Here is a 16523-nt window from a genome sequence, read left to right on the forward strand (position 1 = left end):
GATGAAACACATCTATCAAAAAGGCAGGGATTCGTCAAAACCAACATTATTATTACTGCATGGCACTGGAGGAACTGAATTAGATCTGCTGCCTCTTGCTGGTATGGTTGACGATGAAGCTTCTTACTTAAGCGTACGCGGGAATGTTTTAGAAAATGGAATGCCGCGATTTTTCCGAAGACTGGCTGAAGGAGTATTTGATGAGGAAGATCTTGTTTTTCGAACAAATGAACTGAATCAGTTTTTAAACGAAGCAGCTGGGGAATATGGCTTTGACAGAGACAATATACTTGCCATTGGTTATTCAAATGGAGCCAATATTGCTGCGAGTTTGTTATTTCATCATCAACAGGCATTAAAAGGAGCCATTCTGCATCATCCAATGGTACCGAAAAGGGGAATAAAACTGCCTGATTTATCAGGAAAGTCAGTTTTTATTGCTGCAGGAACGAATGATCCTATTTGTTCACCAATGGAATCAAACGAGCTTCGAAGCTTGTTAGAAGAGGCAAACGCAGCAGTGGAGCTTCATTGGGAAGAAAGAGGTCATCAGCTGACTAGAGAAGAAGTGGAAGCGGCGGCAACATGGTATCGGAAATTATATAATGAATCATTTAAATAATCAAAATTTATGGAGGATTTATTATGATAGTAAAACACGAAGCAGGAGCACTAATCTTACGTCTCGCTTTAGGTATCAGCTTTTTCATTCATGGGTATGTTAAATTTCGTGATGGAATCGAAAATACGGTTGGATGGTTTGAAAGCATTGGGTTACCGGGAATATTAGCATATGGAGCAGCTTCAGTCGAATTGATTGGCGGAATCCTATTAATTCTTGGATTGGCCACTCGACTTGTATCCGTATTATTTGCTGGCATCATGGCAGTAGCAACCTTAAAAGTTAAATTAGCCATTGGCTTTCTAGGCAACGGTCAAATGGCTGGGTATGAGCTGGATTTAGCGTTTTTAGCGATGGCGATTTATCTTGTGTTAAATGGAAGCAAATTATTATCAGTTGGTCATAAGCTTTTTGAAAAAGGTTCAAAGGATGTAACAAAAGCTGCTTAGTTAAAGTATAGTACGAATTGAAAAAATATATTTTCAAAAACTGTCAAGCATCAAGCGAAACGCACGGTGACTGTGGAAGAATGGGTTAAAAAGGGCATTCAATAATTGAAAGTAAGCCAATCAGATTCATTTGATTGGCTTGCTTTTTATTAAGAAGGTTATTGTGATATTTGAAGTTTAAGACAGATGAGTCCGCTTATCAAATTCAAATTCTAGGACCCAATCAATATTTTTCATACCAGTAATTTGAAGATAAGGCACTTCAAGAACAGCTGATGGTTGTCTACGCTTCGTTTGGAACGGTCGAGTCACGCCGTGAAAACAGAGTTTACGTAGATTCGTCTCAAAGAGATGAATTCGGTGTACCGTTACAGCAGGTTCAATATTCCTTAAGCAACAAAGACCGGCAGACAGCCAAACAAGTGGAACAGGGAATTAGAGAGTCTGCAGCAGCTATGAAAGTGATTCTAGATGAGTCAACATTGACCCTAAGGCCACCTGGAGCAGATATGCATGAAGCTTGTACATGCAGAATGGGGGATAATCCGGAAACCTCAGCTACCAATCGTAACGGTCAAATCCATGGAGTTCAAGGTTTATTTGTTGCTGATAACAGTGTTCTTCCTACTTTAACCGCGGCTGGTCCTGTTCTTTCCAGCACTGCTTTCATATTGTTCGTGAGTCAGATTGAGCGATTAGATTTTATTATATTAAAGCATCGTGATGGACTTTTAATTATATTCAACAATCCGAGGAGAGCTTCTTAAAGGAGGAGCTGTTTTTTGTTTCTTCCTAATTATTAAATTAATAGTTAAAGAAAACTTTTTCTTTGACATATATACTAGTTTATAATATATTTAATTCGAGATATTTTTATTAAAAATATTTAAACATAATAAAAGGGGAAATAAAATAAATGAATATTTTAGTAGTAAAAGCAAATAACCGTCCAGCTTCAGAGGCTGTTTCAAGTAAAATGTATGAAACTTTCATGAATAATCTAGAAGGTGTCAACGTTTCAACATATGATGTATTTGAAGAAGATATGCCATACTTTGGTCAAGACTTATTCAATGCGTTCGGTAAAGTAGAATCAGGCGAAGAAATGACAGATGTTGAAAAGCGTATTTTAGCAGCGAAACAAAAGGCAATGGATGCTCTAACAGAAGCAGATGTAGTGGTATTTGCATTCCCATTATGGAATCTAACTATTCCAGCTAAATTACAAACATTTATTGATTATGTGTACCAAGCAGGCTATTCATTTAAATATGATGAAAACGGCCAATTAGTTGGATTATTAAAAGATAAAAAATTCATCGTACTTAGTGCACGCGGCGGCATTTACTCAACTCCAGAAGCAGCACCATTAGAAATGGCTGCAAACTATATCAAAAACATCTCTGGCGGCGTATTCGGTATGGAAATCATCGACGAAGTAATTATCGAAGGTCACGCTGCAATGCCAGATCAAGCAGAAAAAATTATTGCCGAAGGATTAGAAAAGGTGGCAGCTGCTGCTAAAAATCTTTCAGCTGTGACTGCATAATATAAGTATTTAACGAAGACAGCTCCTCATGTAAGGGGCTGTTTTTCTTTGTAAATAAATACCTGACTAACGGCAAAATGGAGCAGTGTGACATTTGTCATATCTTGTACATGACACCTGCTACTTACATCCATGACTCCCTTTCTTTATAGTAGGATATAACGATTCAAAACAAGGAAGGGAATTAAAATCATATGACCTCACAAAAGACAAATATGTTAAAAAAACAGATAGCTCCTTTTGAAAAATCAACAACAAAAGAAAGTGTTTGGCAGCTGATAAACACGGTCGTACCATTTATTGCCTTATGGTATCTTGCCTATATTAGTCTTTCCGTTTCTTATTGGTTAGCGTTAGGTCCGATTGTGATTGCTGCAGGCTTTTTGGTAAGAATCTTCATTATTTTTCATGATTGCACACATCATTCATTCTTTAAGAACCGACGTCTCAATCGCATCGTCGGAACGGCCATGGGTGTTATGACTTTATTTCCGTTTGATAAATGGGGACGTGAGCATTCCATTCATCATGCGACAAGCGGGAACTTGGATAAACGCGGAACAGGTGATATTTGGACATTAACAATTGATGAATATGTTAATGCACCACTTCGTACTCGCATGGGTTATCGTTTTTACCGTAATCCATTCGTACTGTTAGTGTTAGGACCGATTTTTCAGTTTTTATTGAAAAATAGATTTAATCGTAAAGATGCGAAAAAGAAGGAACGTTTGAACACGTATTTGACAAATATTATTATTGTTTCTTTAGTTGGATTGCTCGTTTGGGGAGTTGGCTGGCAATCGGTTTTGCTCGTTCATGGTTCTATTTTCTTGCTGGCAGGTTCGGCAGGTATTTGGTTGTTCTATATTCAACATACATTTGAGGATTCTTATTTTGAAGAAGATCCTGATTGGGAATATGTGAAAGCTGCGGTGGAAGGAAGCTCCTTCTACAAGCTTCCTAAGTTTATTCAATTTTTAACAGGGAATATTGGATACCATCATGTTCACCATTTAAGCCCGCGTGTGCCGAACTATCAATTAGAAGAGGCGCATAATAATACACCGCCATTGCAAAACGTTCCAACGATAACGTTAGCTACAAGCTTGAAGTCACTCCGTTTTCGATTATGGGATGAGAAAAACAAAACGTTTGTTAGTTTTAGAGACGTCAAACGATTAGCGAAGAAGAGAGTTAATGTTCAAGTGAAACCTGAACATTAATCGATTACTCCCCTTATCATGGGGAGTTTCTATTTTAGCGCAGTTTCCGAAAAAATGCAGGAGAGATTGACATGATACGAATTGTCATAGCTGAGGATCAAGAACTGTTATTAAGCGTAATAGGTACACTTCTAAATCTGGAAGAGGATATGGAAGTAATTGGTCAGGCAAAGAATGGTAAAGAGGCCGTTGCGCTTGTACAGGAAATGCAGCCTGATATTTGTATCATGGATATCGAGATGCCTGTTATGAACGGACTTGATGCGGCAGATGCTTTATATTCTACAGGATGTAGAATCATTATCATGACAACCTTTGCAAGAATGGGATATATGGAACGTGCTCAACAAGCAGGTGTTAGAGGATATTTGCTCAAAGACAGCCCAAGTCATGAATTAGTATCTTCTATACGCAGCATCATGAACGGTAACCAAATATATTCTCCTGAACTAGCGGATCATGTTTCCTCTATTAATAGAAAAAGGATTGAACATTCCTCCCATTCTCAAAACGAAACGTGTAATCGGACTTATAAAGCGCTAATGAATGTTAAAAGATATTTTTCAACTATTATCGATAAAATGAAGCTGCCGACGGGTTAGGATTTTAATGAATTTTATATGTTTTATTATGCTCCTTTCATATAGTTGAAAGGAGTTTTTATTTTGCTTTTTTTTGACGGATTATCTTAGATTTTTGATGGAAAAGTAATAGAAATAGAATGGAGGTTGCTTTTTGATGGATCACAACAATCATGATTATAAAACTTATACCGTGACGGGAACAAACATTGAGGAAGTGAAAAGACTAAATGCACATTCAGGTATGTCATACAATGAAGTAAAAGCATGGTTGGCACAAACAACAGGTGGAAAGGGTACGCGAATTTATAGTGATACGAATGTGGAAGAAGTGAAGAGGAGAAATCAACAATCAAGCGAGTAAGGTGTCAGGCTCCACGAAAAGACAAATGTATCTACATTGTCCAGTTATGGTGCCTGACATCTCATTTTTTATAGTGGGTTTGGGCATAATTAGAAAATAATGAATCAAAATGAAATCTTGAGAATGGGTGGGTAATGATGCAGGAACAAAAAAGAGAAATTATTGAAAACTACACGTATCAATACAGTAGAATCCTAAAAAAAAATAGCAAGATTGATCCAGAATTATTTGATGAATATGGGGTGAAGCGCGGGCTGAGGGATAAAAACGGTAAGGGGGTACTTGCCGGGCTTACAAAAATTTCAACCATTGAATCCACAGAAGAAATTGATGGGAAAATCGTACCCATTGAAGGAAGGCTGTACTATCAAGGCTATAATATCCATGATTTAGTTCAAGGGTTTGTGAATAAACGTTATGGGTTTGAAGAGATTACGTATTTGCTTTTATTTTCGTCTCTTCCTAACGAAGAACAACTGAAGGAGTTTAAAGAAGTTTTAAGGGACTCACGAAATTTGCCAAAAAATTTTACAAGAGATGTCATTATGAAGGCTCCTAGTCAAGATATAATGAACTCCTTGACGAAGAGTGTCCTTACATTGGCTTCATATGATGAGAAAATCAATGATATGTCATTGGAGAACGTATTACGGCAATGTTTGATGCTAATCAGCATGTTTCCGATGCTTTGTGTGTATGGCTATCATGCTTATAATCACTTTGAATGTGATGATAGTCTCTATATTCACAGACCAGACGATAAACTTTCCATGGCGGAAAATATCTTAAGAATGCTTCGGCCGAATAAACAATATTCAGAGGTGGAGGCTAGAGTACTCGATGTGGCTTTAGTGCTTCATATGGAACATGGCGGAGGAAATAATTCGACCTTTACCACAAGAGTTGTATCCTCCGCAGGGTCCGATACTTACTCAGTTATTGCGGCTGCCTTATCTTCACTAAAAGGTCCAAAACATGGGGGAGCCAATATCAAGGTAGTCGAGATGGTACAGGACATCAAAGCCCATGTGTCAGACCTTAAGGATGAAGAGGAGATAAAAGCCTATCTAACAAAAATTCTCAACAAAGAAGCCTTTGATAAGAGAGGATTAATCTACGGAATGGGACATGCCGTCTATTCTATCTCTGATCCAAGGGAACAAGTATTTAGGAAGTTTGTTGGAAATCTGGCCGATGAAAAAGGAAGAAGAGAAGATTTTGAATTATATACGATGATTGAGAAAATGGCTCCAGAAGTCATTGCGAAAGAACGACGCATCTATAAAGGGGTCAGTGCGAATGTTGATTTCTTAAGCGGTTTTGTTTACAGCATGCTTGATATCCCGGTAGAGCTTTATACGCCACTCTTTGCGATGGCTAGAATCGTCGGCTGGAGCGCTCATCGCTTAGAAGAACTTATCAATGTAGACAAAATTATTCGACCAGCCTATAAAAGTATCGGATTAGAAAGACAATATACCAATATCCAAGAGCGCGGCTGAAGCAGGAGGCAGGTTCCCCTGCTTCTTTATTTACAGCATTTGAAAGGGAAGGCGAGAAATCCGTTTCTCTGCTTCTAATGAAAGGATGAGTAGGGAAGAATGAATAATCTGACGAAAATGAAAATTAATAAGCAGGCTCATGAGGTTTTTGAGGCTTTTGTGGATCCAGCTAAAATCGGGAATTTTTGGTTTTCTTCCAGCTCAGGAAGATGGGAAGCCGGGAAGACAATTACATTGAGATATGATGAATATGATGCAGAAGTGGTAGTTAAAATCACAGAAATTAAAACAAACGAAAAAATTGTTTTTGAAGATGAAGACGGTCATACCACTACAATCACTCTAAAAGAGGAACATCCTTCGACCACAATTATTGAAGTAAATGAAGATGGCTTTGATGAAAATGATGTTGAGCGTTTAATAGACAATAAGGAAGGCTGGGTTTATATGCTGTCTTGTTTAAAGGCTTACGTGGAATGTGGAATCTCTACTCTACGAGCATCATTAGTTAAATGATATTTTAGCGGTTCAACTGCTTTATTTTGATGAAATAGAGAGGGATGGTTCTCTTGCTTCCTTATTCGAACATTCAGAAAAGGGAAGCAAGAGAACTGTCCCTTTTCACATAATTAGCAAGAAGAGGCGAATACTAAGCAAAATGACTATTTTTCATCTGTGGAGGGGAACTATGGTAAAAAAGGAAAATTTGTTGAAACATGGGAATAAGTCATCTCTTATTGCTTCAATAGTGAATACGATTATAGCGCTAGTTAAAGGTGCTGCTTATCTTTTTACTGGGAATGTGGCAATGTTTGCAGAAACGATGCATTCCTTTGGCGATGCAGCAAACCAGTTTTTCGTTTTTATCGGAAGCGCCTTGAGTAAAAAAATGCCAAATGAACGTTTTCCAAATGGGTTTGGCCGGCTTGTCAATTTAGTTCTTCTTGGAGCTGTGCTTATTGTTGGCATTATGAGCTATGAAACAATCAAGGAAGGCTACCATCACCTCCTTCATCCTACTGAATCTACTGGGATAGCGATTAATCTTTCTGTTTTGACCCTAGCCGTTTTATTGGAGGGATATGTACTTTATAAAGCGATGAAAGAGATTCTCCATGAAGCTGGAACGGAGGCAAGTGGATTAGGGATTGTTACTAAGAGCTTCGGCAGTTTAAATAGGGCGAAGCCGGCAACAAAGCTTGTTTTCATGGAGGATTTGGTTGCTACCCTTGGCGGGGTCATTGCTATTATCGGAATCCTGCTTTCCTATTTTGCAGGCCTGCATGCAGCAGAAGGAATTGCTTCTATCCTCATTGGTTTAATGATGTTTTATGTGGTAGGAAGAGTATTCTTAGATAATGCAAAGGGTGTACTTGGAGAAGCCGATCAAGAATTAGAAGAACAAATAGCCCAGTATATTTTTACCAATCCAGAAATTAAAGATATCCAAACACTGTATGCTGTTAAAGAAGGAGAAGATTATCATATTGAAATGAAACTGGAAATTAATCCTTCACTGACAGTCGCAGAGGCAGATGATATAAAGGATCGAATCGAAGATAAAATTCAACAAATTAAAGGCGTTACCGACGTCATCATTGAATTTGACGAAGACGATGGTTTTCAAACATGGGATCGCAATCTACTCCCTGGGAATTAGAGTTGATGCATGGGGACTGGTTCTATTACTCCTAATGGGAATAATAGAACCAGTCCCCATGCTTTTACCTATACTTTTATCTGTCAAGGCCTTCATTAATAGGAATAAATATGAAAATCTGGTGCATTCTAAAGATAAAAAAGTGGTGAAATCATGTTTTTATTTCGCCGGAAAAGACAAAAGAAAGCGGGCCGTAAAGCGGAAGCCAAGGAAATTCCGAGTAAGGCTTTAGAAGAAATTGAAACAAATCGGCTAACAGAATCAATAGAGACAACGATTCAATTTATGAAGGAAATGCTAGCGGGCAGTGATGATTTTGTTGTAAAGCAATTTCGCATTTTTGGACGTTTTCATGCGGTTCTGTTCTATTTTTCAAACATTACTGATCAAGATCGAATCAATAACGAAATTTTGAAGCCATTAATGTATGTGCCGGAGCATTTATTACAGAGAGAAATATCGAAGCAAGAGCTTGTAACCGTTCTTATGGAAGAAACTCTTTTTGATAGTCAGACCAAACGCGAACATAGGCTAGATCAATTAGTTAATGTCATTTTGCGCGGCGAAACCGTTATTATCATTGAGGGAATAGACGAAGCCATCCATATTGGAACGAGGAAAGTTGAAAAACGCTCCATCAAATCACCCGAAACAGAACAGGCCATTTTAGGACCACGGGAAAGTTATATTGAGAGCATTACTACGAATATCGCTTTGATTCGTGCCAGATTGCCAACTCCTGACCTCTGTATCAAAAAAATGGAAATCGGCCGTCTGACAAAATCAGTGGTTGCGATTTGTTATTTAAAAGGAATTGCCGAGGATAAGGTAATAAAAGAAGTAGAGAAACGATTATCAGAAATTGATATTGATGCTGTTTTAGATATAGGCTATATAGAACAATTCGTCGAAGATAATCCATTTTCTCCTTTTCCACAAACACAAAGCACGGAAAGACCCGATAAAACAGTGGCCAATCTCGCAGAGGGGCGTGTGGCTATCTTAGTAGATGGTTCACCGTTTGCCCTCATTGTGCCCGTTGTATTTAATCAGTTCTATCAGACCTTTGATGACTATTCGTCAAGATTCTTAATGGGCAGTTTTGCTAGACTTGCCAGGATGCAGGCGTTAGTTTTTTCCCTTATTTTCCCATCTCTATATGTATCGTTTATCTCATTTAACCCTGAACTGCTTCCGACAGAATTTGCTGTAGCAGTAGCCGGGGGACGGGCGGGTGTTCCTTATCCGGCAGTTGTAGAAGTATTAATCATTGAGGTAGCGATGGAGGTATTGAGAGAAGCTACTGTCCGGATGCCAAAGCAAGTTGGCGGAGCCCTGTCTATTGTAGGGGTGCTAGTAGTCGGAGAAGCGGCCGTTAATGCTGGTCTAGCTAGTCCCATTACGGTTGTCGTCATTGCCTTAACTTCTATCGGTTCTTTTGCGACCCCAGCTTATGTGGCAGCCTTTGCACTGAGAATGCTTCGTTTTCCAATCCTTATTCTAGCAGGGATTTTTGGTCTTTATGGAGTGGTAGTTGGAATCATCTTCATCTTTAACCATATGCTTTCCTTGAAATCATTTGGTGTTCCGTATATGTCGCCAGTAAGTCCAGGAAACGCTCAAGGTTTGAAGGATGTTATTATCAGAAGTCCTTTATGGTGGATGCCAAAAAGGCCTGTTTTTTTACAGCCAACAAATCGTGACAGGTTGGGAGAAGTAAAAAATAAAGTGTTACAACATAATAAGGTAGGAAATGATCAGCGGGAGGAAGCAAAGAGTGGCGGATTCAAAAGAGGTCACAACGGTTCAAGCGGCGACAATCTTAATTAGTACAATTATTGGAGTAGGTGTCCTGCCTCTCCCGCTGTTTGCTGTAAGAGCAGGGGAGACGGGTGCTCCGTTTATCACTCTTTTAGGAATTGCAATCGCCGCATTTGGATTGTTTATTGTTACAAAGCTTGGCATTCGATATTCGGATAAATCAATTATCACCTATAGTGAGGATATTCTAGGAAAATGGCTGGGGCGATTTTTTAGCTTATTTGTCATTATATTTTTTTCGGTTTTAACAGCTCTTGCCGCGCGTGAGTTCGGAGCTGTCGTTATCACAGCTGTATTGCTTGAAACGCCATTAGAGGTAACGGTACTTGTCATGCTTTTATTAGCCGCCATAAGTGCACGAAATACGATGAATACATTTGCCTATATACACAATTTTTACATTCCTATTATTTTAGCGCCAGTTTTAATTATTGTAGCGTTATCTTTAAAAAATGCGAACTTTCTTAATGTACGGCCATTTTTATCAAGTAACATTCAGGATAGTTTCTTTGGTGCATTAACCATTGCTGCATTATTTCAAGGGTCTTTTATCATGACGTTAATTATTCCATCTTTGAAAAATCCAAAGTCGGCGATGAAAGCCAGCTGGTGGGCTATTTTTATTTCTGGCGGGCTATATGTGTTACTTGTCCTTGCGACTGTGGCCATTTTTGGTGCTGAGGAAATTAAAAGACTGTATTGGCCTACACTAGAGCTTGCACGTACGACGTCATTGCCGGGAAATGTTTTACAGCGATTGGATGTTATTTTTATTGCGGTCTGGGTGATTGCTGTGTTTACGACAATTTTTGCTACCTACTTTTTAACCATACATTCGGTCAAGCAGCTGTTTCGTTTACAGGATCATAAAATGCTTGCTTATTTTATGCTTCCTTTTATTTTTATTTTAGCCATGCTGCCTGAAAATATTGTCCAATTATATGATGTAATTAAGATTGCCGGAAGGGCAGGTTTAATTGTCACGATTATATACCCAACATTCTTGTTTATGATTGATGTACTGAAAAGTAAGAGGAGGAAAAAGGGTGAGTCTAAACAAGCATAGGTGGAAGCGGCCCCTTTTGTTACTTTTAGTCATAACTCTTTTGCTGTCTCTTATAACTGGCTGCTGGGATAGTCGTGAAATCGAAAAGCGTGCGACCATTTTAGCCATTGGGATTGATAATGCCGGGCCAAATGCAGAGGAAAAAGAGGATGAGATTAACCATCTAAAAGGAAAGATTCCAATTCCTGAAGAACGAATGATTGAGTTAACTGTGCAAATTGCCATTCCAGGGAGAATTCCATTAGGTCCACAGATTGGAGGCGGGGAAAAAAGTCCAGTACTCGTCGTTCGTGCGGTGGGGCATACGTTAGAAGATGCTCTGCTTAATATTCAACAAGAATTGGCAACGGAGGTTTTTCTAGGTCACTTACGATTAATTGTTTTACATGAAGAATTGGCAAGAGATGGCGTGGGTCGTTTTACTGACTATCTCAGAAGGAACCCCCAAATTCGAAGAACAGCTTCACTCGTGATTTCTAAGGAGAAAGCTTCAGAATATATGAAGATTAGGCCTGAGTTGGAGCGTGTCCCTTCTCTTTATTTAGCGGAGATGGTTGACAGTTTAATTCAATTGGGAAAGTTTCCGCCTACTTTTATCGGGATGTTTTGGTCTATTCTTTCAAGCAAGGGACAAGATGCCTATTTGCCCTATTTTACAATTAAAGGAAAATCAAATATCCAAATTAACGGTCTTGCCTACTTCAGTGGAGACAAAATGGTTGGAAAGACCCAACCGTTGCAAATTGGCAGTTTTATGGCTGGGATTGGGGCAGAACAAGGAGGGTATGGAGTCTTTATTAAAGCTTCTGAGATGGAACAGGCTGTATTGGTGCGTGCAGTAAAACGAAAAACAAAAGTAAAAGCAAGTTTAAAAAATGGAAAACCGCATATCTTAGTCAAAGTCCATTATGAAAGTGAAATTGAAGAGGTAGAAAGCACTCATCCTTCACATATAAAAAAGGAATATTTATCAAGTTTTGAAAAGGAATTCTCAAAAGGAGCCGGCCAAAGTTTAGAAAAATTAATTGACGAGACAAAGGAGTCAAAGTCAGATATTTTTGGCTTTGGAGAGCATTTTCGGGCAAAATTACCGAAGTACTGGAACAAACAGATAAAAACAAAAAAAAATTGGCAGGATATTTATGAAAATCTTTCTTGCGAAGTAGAAGTATCGACAAAGATTAGACGGACGGGTATGAAGGCTAAATAGAGGAGGGGGTTCAGTTTAAAATATGATTGGATTCCTTGGATATGCTGTATTTATTTTTGAAATCACCGGATGTTTACTATTAATTGAAGATGTGACAGCTTATAAGCATGCCAAATTGAAAAAAGAAAAAAGAACGGCGAAACTATTAGGCTGGACAAACATCTCACTAGGTATCATCATCTTTTTATCCAATTGGATCTATCAACAGATAACTTGGTAAGTAAGTGCCGGTTCTATGAAATCCTAAATAACAGAACCGGCCTTTTGAATGAATTTGTGTACAACTGTTTACCGCAGTTGTAGTTTAATGGTACAGTCAATATAAGGGAAACTCGCATATAATAGAATTTCTATGGAGTTGACATGTTGAATGAATCAAGTAGTGACTGATTTACATAATAAAAGATACGAATGGGCTTTTCATGCGAAAAAGGAATTTTTGAATCACTTCGTTCGATTAGACGTTCAAAAAATTGAACATTATCATCATCCTCGAGAGATTTCAGTAAATACTGTTGTGGACAAAGAATCCTTTCAAAGCTTGATGAATTGTTTAGAACTAGCAGAAAAAGTAAGAAAACAAGAAAATGAAATACATGAAAAAGAACTAGAAAAGCTCGAGCAAATCATTTTTGAAAAAAAAGCTCAAATGGACCTGGAATTGAACTTTTTTCACATGAAGAATCATGAATTTTCAAGTAAAATAGAGAATTATAAAGAATTTTCAAATGACATTAAAACAATTATTCAAGAAATGAAACGCATGGATAAAGACTCTTTTGTGAAAAATTTCTTAAAGTATGACGCGAATCATAAAAAAGCAAGCATTCTCAATCGTAATGCCATTCAATTGCAAATTACAGTCGAAAAAAAGATTGAAAATCAGCTAATGGAAATAAAAGAGCGGACAAACAGTTTAAACTTGTTAAAAATCGTCCATTTAGAATTACCAAAGCTGGACCCGATTCCGAAAATTAAACAAAAAATAGATTCATATTGGTTAAAGAGCAGATATGATAAAGCGTTTAATCGGCTATCCGATGAAGCAACGGTTTGGCTAGAAGAGATGTATCAAGCCTATCAGAATGTTCTGCAGGCTTATTTGAATGAGGCATCAGACATATACAATCGTTTAGCGCATGAAGCAGAAGTTTTAAAAAGAACGAAAGAAGAAACAATCAGCCAATTACAGAATGAGCTGACTGAGATTGAGGAAAAAAGAGATTACCTGCGTACAGAGTATGAAAAAGCAGACGAAATGTGGGAAAGAGATTGTGATCATGCCAGGCAGCTGCAAGGTTATTTTATTAAGCATTGGCTGTTATACAAGAAAGAATTACAACATAAGTTTCTATCCGAAAACCCACAAGAGCGCTGGATTGCTGCTCAATATTTGCAGCTGCTGCAACAGGATGGGGAAAACATTATCGAATCTATGAATATATGAGGGGATAATATGGTTAAAACAGAATTACCAACAAAAAAGGATTATGAAGAAGCAGTCAATGAGCTAAAAAAGTTAAATGATGATCTTTTTTATGATGATTTTAAAGGAAAGATTAAACAGTTAGAAAGCCATATTGAGCATTTGACAAATAGTAATATTCAAGAGTTTAAGACTGAAGCGGAACATATTGTGCGTCAAGGAGAAGGTTTCATTCGTCAGCTGGAGAATCAGCAGACTGAAATGAAGGAGTTCATTGAAAGACAGCAACAGACAATGACTCAAACCAATCTTGAATTGATAGAAAATGAAAAAACGCAGCTCTTGGCAGTCTATGAAAAACTGCAAAAAAGTGTAAAAGATTATACGATGCTAACAAATGGGCTGCAGCAAAACATCGAAAAGAATAATAAGGATTTGGTTGATGAGGCGATTAAGGCCGTTTCATCCGTCTCTGATCATATTAACGAGTTTATTCAAAAGCTGTCATTGGCAGATGGAAAAAATAAAGAATTTTTGGAACAAAATAGAGCATATGTGACCCTAACAAAGAAACAAATAACAGAAACAGAAGAAAAATTAACGGTAATGGGCGAAACCTTACAGCAAATGGACGAGCGCTGGGAAGAACTATTTAAGTCATATGAAAAAAATTATCAAATCCATGAACAAGCCTTGAAAAACCTGTTAGTGGTGCGTGAAGAAGCATTGATTAACAAGGTGACCCAGCTGCATGAAAACTGGAGCGTGCAGCAGTATAACCATGATGAAGCACATAAAGCAGAAATTTTACATTGGCATGAACAAGTGGCCGCTCATATTAAAGCTCAAAGCAGGCAGAACGAAAAAATGCTCGAAACCATCACAACGAATTTAACTAGTAAAGCAGATTTAGTAAAGACTGAAAAAAAACAATCGTTGAAAACCAATATTCTTATTACCGTTGTAGCAGTAGAAGCTATTTTAATTGGTTTGCAGTTTATTATTTAAGTTACTAGTGAACATGAGTACGATTCTCTTATTTTCCAATTCGGGGAATGGAAGCAGCAGAATGGTACTCATGATAGATTTTCTCATTAATTAGTTTTTCAAGCTCCTCAGATATGTTTGCTGTCATTCAATTCATCCTTATAGGAACGTACTTTTGTTTTTATATTATATATGATGAATTTTTAATTTGTTGGATTTTCCAAAATAGTCATATGGAGGAGCAAAAAGAGTATTTTGAAAGATTATTGCAATGGCTGGCTGGACGTTGTATCATCGTCCAATGGAATTTCAAAGAAACCTAGGGCACATTTTATTCCTTCCTCAATATTATTTGTTTCGTAGCCGTCTAAATCCTCGTGAGTGATATCCAATGTTGTTCTGGTCAGGGAATAACCGCTGTCCAAATTAATATTAAGTAAAACCTCATAACCAAGCGGTGTATGCTTTACATTGATAATGTCATAATCACGAATGGCGGTTCCTGTTTCATATTGTAGGGGTTCTAATTCAGACATTCTGTTACCTTCCTTTTCAAATATTTAGTAAGACTTGTGAATACATAGCTATTATCCCTGGAAAATCTATAATTATGCGAGGAATCATGCCGGTTCAAGCAATTAAATATCCAAAAGAGCTCTCTATTCACATATTTATTTAAATGAAAAATAAAAATTGTAATGGAAGCAGTCACTGAAAATAAATTAGATTACTAGAATAATATTATGTAAACTAATTCTCTTAACTCAAGTATATACAAGTTAGAAGAAATGTGTAAGCAAAGCTGGTATGTCATGTATGCATTTGTTGGCGAACCACTAGTCGGAATGAATACATCCTTTCAGATAATAATGTCTGAAAATATTCAACTTTTCAGTAAAACGGGTCGAATACCCATACACTTATAGATAAATTTCATAAATATATAGGGATGGGTATTAGTCATTTGAAGAACCAATTGGACCGCATGTGTATGCGGTTTTTTCTTGGTCAAATAAATCTTTATCTAAAAGTGTAACTCTGCATCAAATGGTCGAAGCTATATATTAAGAAGACCTTTATTCATAAAATTGATGAGCTACGCCCGCACACTTGTGACTTCAGTCATGAGTAAGGGCGTTTTTTCTTTAGAAAAAAACTTTTACTAGATGATATGCGTTATCACAAGACAAACGTACGTTCTATATGGTAAAATAAACCTATAGGGTCAAAATCAAGGAGGTGTTTGTTATGGTAAAGAAAACCGTTGAACAGCGTAATAAAGAGTTGGCAAAGGATGGATTAAAGCTCCATCATTATGGAATGAAAGTTCGTGCCATAACAACACCCAAACAACAGGAATTAATCAGGCATTCCATCGGCTGCGCACGTTTTACGTTTAACTTTTATTTAAATGAAAAACAAGAAGTTTATCGTGAGACGGGGCAGACGTTAGGCTATGGAGAATTTAAAAAGTCGTTTTTGACTTTAAAAGACCATCCTGAATTTAAATGGTTAAAAATACCAGATAAATATGCCTTAGAATGTGCCATGGAACAAGTGGATGAGGCATTTGACCGCTTTTTTAAGGGACAAAATAAATACCCCAAATTTAAATCGAAACATCAATCCAAACAAAGTTATTCCACCAAAGAAACCAATGGAAATATTGCCTTGGATAGTGAAAAAAGACAAGTGAAACTACCAAAATTAGGTTGGGTCAAAGTGAAGTTTTCAAAAAAACAAGTCCAGTTGTTTAAAGAGGATGGATTCAATGGAAAAATTAAAGGGGCTACGGTGTCGATTCATAGCAGTGGTCAAACCCATATTTCACTCAAGATAGAGGAAGTTGTATCTTTAAAAAAGGAAATCGATTGGACCTCTGTACCTATAGACCAAATGATTGGTTGTGATCTAGGTTTAACTCATTTTTTAATCGATTCGAACGGCAATAAAATAGATAATCCACGCTATTTAAAAGGGTACTTATCTAAATTAGCCGCCTTACAACGTCAACTAAAAAACAAGAAAAAGGGTTCCTCTAATTATAAGAAATTACAACA

18 protein-coding genes and 1 pseudogene are annotated in these 16523 nt (G+C 37.4%); 18 read left to right on the forward strand and 1 reads right to left on the reverse strand.

What is annotated here, in order from left to right:
- Nucleotide 1 precedes the first annotated feature (1 nt).
- The 16 genes from F4V44_RS11495 (at nucleotide 2) to F4V44_RS11570 (ending at nucleotide 14484) form a co-directional block, all read left to right on the forward strand.
- Nucleotides 2–622 (forward strand): alpha/beta hydrolase, encoded by a 621-nt coding sequence (locus tag F4V44_RS11495; protein ID WP_150440188.1) that lies wholly within the window; start codon nucleotides 2–4, stop codon nucleotides 620–622.
- Nucleotides 623–645: 23 nt separating this feature from the next.
- The gene (locus F4V44_RS11500) at nucleotides 646–1071 is read left to right on the forward strand and encodes a DoxX family protein (RefSeq protein WP_150440172.1); all 426 of its coding nucleotides are present in this window, start codon (nucleotides 646–648) and stop codon (nucleotides 1069–1071) included.
- Between the two features lie 275 nt (nucleotides 1072–1346).
- Nucleotides 1347–1838 (forward strand): GMC family oxidoreductase, encoded by a 492-nt coding sequence (locus F4V44_RS11505; RefSeq protein WP_223881864.1) that lies wholly within the window; start codon nucleotides 1347–1349, stop codon nucleotides 1836–1838.
- A gap of 149 nt (nucleotides 1839–1987) precedes the next feature.
- Nucleotides 1988–2620: an FMN-dependent NADH-azoreductase gene (locus F4V44_RS11510; protein WP_150440173.1), complete on the forward strand. Its 633-nt coding sequence runs from the start codon at nucleotides 1988–1990 to the stop codon at nucleotides 2618–2620.
- A gap of 194 nt (nucleotides 2621–2814) precedes the next feature.
- Nucleotides 2815–3846 carry a fatty acid desaturase gene (locus F4V44_RS11515; protein WP_150440174.1) on the forward strand — a complete coding sequence of 344 codons (1032 nt, stop codon included), beginning with the start codon at nucleotides 2815–2817 and terminating at the stop codon, nucleotides 3844–3846.
- A gap of 71 nt (nucleotides 3847–3917) precedes the next feature.
- The gene (locus F4V44_RS11520) at nucleotides 3918–4448 is read left to right on the forward strand and encodes a response regulator (protein WP_150440175.1); all 531 of its coding nucleotides are present in this window, start codon (nucleotides 3918–3920) and stop codon (nucleotides 4446–4448) included.
- 136 nt (nucleotides 4449–4584) lie between these two features.
- Entirely contained in the window at nucleotides 4585–4791 is a 207-nt protein-coding gene (locus tag F4V44_RS11525) for a gamma-type small acid-soluble spore protein (protein ID WP_150440176.1), read from the forward strand.
- A 137-nt stretch (nucleotides 4792–4928) separates the two neighbouring features.
- A complete protein-coding gene (locus F4V44_RS11530; protein WP_150440177.1) occupies nucleotides 4929–6293 on the forward strand; it encodes a citrate/2-methylcitrate synthase in 1365 nt (454 codons plus the stop codon).
- A gap of 99 nt (nucleotides 6294–6392) precedes the next feature.
- Nucleotides 6393–6809 (forward strand): SRPBCC domain-containing protein, encoded by a 417-nt coding sequence (locus F4V44_RS11535; RefSeq protein ID WP_150440178.1) that lies wholly within the window; start codon nucleotides 6393–6395, stop codon nucleotides 6807–6809.
- 172 nt (nucleotides 6810–6981) lie between these two features.
- On the forward strand, nucleotides 6982–7953 hold the full coding sequence (locus tag F4V44_RS11540) for a cation diffusion facilitator family transporter (protein ID WP_150440179.1): 972 nt from the start codon (nucleotides 6982–6984) through the stop codon (nucleotides 7951–7953).
- 153 nt (nucleotides 7954–8106) lie between these two features.
- On the forward strand, nucleotides 8107–9783 hold the full coding sequence (locus tag F4V44_RS11545; RefSeq protein WP_150440180.1) for a spore germination protein: 1677 nt from the start codon (nucleotides 8107–8109) through the stop codon (nucleotides 9781–9783).
- A complete protein-coding gene (locus F4V44_RS11550; RefSeq protein ID WP_150440181.1) occupies nucleotides 9731–10840 on the forward strand; it encodes a GerAB/ArcD/ProY family transporter in 1110 nt (369 codons plus the stop codon). Before F4V44_RS11545 ends, F4V44_RS11550 begins: the two co-directional genes overlap by 53 nt.
- Nucleotides 10821–12050, forward strand: coding sequence for a Ger(x)C family spore germination protein (locus tag F4V44_RS11555; RefSeq protein ID WP_150440182.1), 1230 nt, complete (start codon nucleotides 10821–10823; stop codon nucleotides 12048–12050). The genes F4V44_RS11550 and F4V44_RS11555 overlap by 20 nt, the downstream gene beginning before the upstream one ends.
- 22 nt (nucleotides 12051–12072) lie before the next feature.
- Nucleotides 12073–12270: a CLC_0170 family protein gene (locus F4V44_RS11560; protein WP_150440183.1), complete on the forward strand. Its 198-nt coding sequence runs from the start codon at nucleotides 12073–12075 to the stop codon at nucleotides 12268–12270.
- Between the two features lie 150 nt (nucleotides 12271–12420).
- Nucleotides 12421–13497 carry a hypothetical protein gene (locus tag F4V44_RS11565; protein WP_150440184.1) on the forward strand — a complete coding sequence of 359 codons (1077 nt, stop codon included), beginning with the start codon at nucleotides 12421–12423 and terminating at the stop codon, nucleotides 13495–13497.
- A 9-nt stretch (nucleotides 13498–13506) separates the two neighbouring features.
- Complete coding sequence (locus tag F4V44_RS11570; protein ID WP_150440185.1) at nucleotides 13507–14484, forward strand: coiled-coil domain-containing protein; 978 nt, start codon at nucleotides 13507–13509, stop codon at nucleotides 14482–14484.
- Nucleotides 14485–14726: 242 nt separating this feature from the next.
- Here the strand turns inward: F4V44_RS11570 and F4V44_RS11575 are convergent, their stop codons facing one another.
- Nucleotides 14727–14999 (reverse strand): hypothetical protein, encoded by a 273-nt coding sequence (locus F4V44_RS11575; protein WP_150440186.1) that lies wholly within the window; start codon nucleotides 14997–14999, stop codon nucleotides 14727–14729.
- Between the two features lie 216 nt (nucleotides 15000–15215).
- Between F4V44_RS11575 and F4V44_RS27810 the strand changes: the two are divergent.
- Together F4V44_RS27810 and F4V44_RS11580 are read left to right on the forward strand one after the other, a co-directional pair.
- Nucleotides 15216–15311: pseudogene (locus tag F4V44_RS27810) on the forward strand (GNAT family N-acetyltransferase); the annotation flags it as partial.
- Nucleotides 15312–15711: 400 nt separating this feature from the next.
- Nucleotides 15712–16523 (forward strand): RNA-guided endonuclease TnpB family protein (locus F4V44_RS11580; protein ID WP_150440187.1); only part of this gene is annotated, 812 nt, incomplete at its 3' end.

It is taken from the genome of Niallia endozanthoxylica, assembly GCF_008710145.1.
GTDB lineage: Bacteria > Bacillota > Bacilli > Bacillales > Cytobacillaceae > Bacillus_BD > Bacillus_BD endozanthoxylica.

What these genes read in the sequence shown, in the direction of transcription:
- F4V44_RS11515 (WP_150440174.1), top strand. Translation starts at nt 2,815, where the DNA reads ATGACCTCACAAAAGACAAATATGTTAAAAAAACAGATAGCTCCTTTT.
- F4V44_RS11530 (WP_150440177.1), top strand. Translation starts at nt 4,929, where the DNA reads ATGCAGGAACAAAAAAGAGAAATTATTGAAAACTACACGTATCAATAC.
- F4V44_RS11570 (WP_150440185.1), top strand. Translation starts at nt 13,507, where the DNA reads ATGGTTAAAACAGAATTACCAACAAAAAAGGATTATGAAGAAGCAGTC.
- F4V44_RS11560 (WP_150440183.1), top strand. Translation starts at nt 12,073, where the DNA reads ATGATTGGATTCCTTGGATATGCTGTATTTATTTTTGAAATCACCGGA.
- F4V44_RS11535 (WP_150440178.1), top strand. Translation starts at nt 6,393, where the DNA reads ATGAATAATCTGACGAAAATGAAAATTAATAAGCAGGCTCATGAGGTT.
- F4V44_RS11565 (WP_150440184.1), top strand. Translation starts at nt 12,421, where the DNA reads ATGAATCAAGTAGTGACTGATTTACATAATAAAAGATACGAATGGGCT.
- F4V44_RS11545 (WP_150440180.1), top strand. Translation starts at nt 8,107, where the DNA reads ATGTTTTTATTTCGCCGGAAAAGACAAAAGAAAGCGGGCCGTAAAGCG.
- F4V44_RS11505 (WP_223881864.1), top strand. Translation starts at nt 1,347, where the DNA reads ATGGTTGTCTACGCTTCGTTTGGAACGGTCGAGTCACGCCGTGAAAAC.
- F4V44_RS11510 (WP_150440173.1), top strand. Translation starts at nt 1,988, where the DNA reads ATGAATATTTTAGTAGTAAAAGCAAATAACCGTCCAGCTTCAGAGGCT.
- F4V44_RS11520 (WP_150440175.1), top strand. Translation starts at nt 3,918, where the DNA reads ATGATACGAATTGTCATAGCTGAGGATCAAGAACTGTTATTAAGCGTA.
- F4V44_RS11495 (WP_150440188.1), top strand. Translation starts at nt 2, where the DNA reads ATGAAACACATCTATCAAAAAGGCAGGGATTCGTCAAAACCAACATTA.
- F4V44_RS11575 (WP_150440186.1), bottom strand. Translation starts at nt 14,999, where the DNA reads ATGTCTGAATTAGAACCCCTACAATATGAAACAGGAACCGCCATTCGT.
- F4V44_RS11540 (WP_150440179.1), top strand. Translation starts at nt 6,982, where the DNA reads ATGGTAAAAAAGGAAAATTTGTTGAAACATGGGAATAAGTCATCTCTT.
- F4V44_RS11500 (WP_150440172.1), top strand. Translation starts at nt 646, where the DNA reads ATGATAGTAAAACACGAAGCAGGAGCACTAATCTTACGTCTCGCTTTA.
- F4V44_RS11525 (WP_150440176.1), top strand. Translation starts at nt 4,585, where the DNA reads ATGGATCACAACAATCATGATTATAAAACTTATACCGTGACGGGAACA.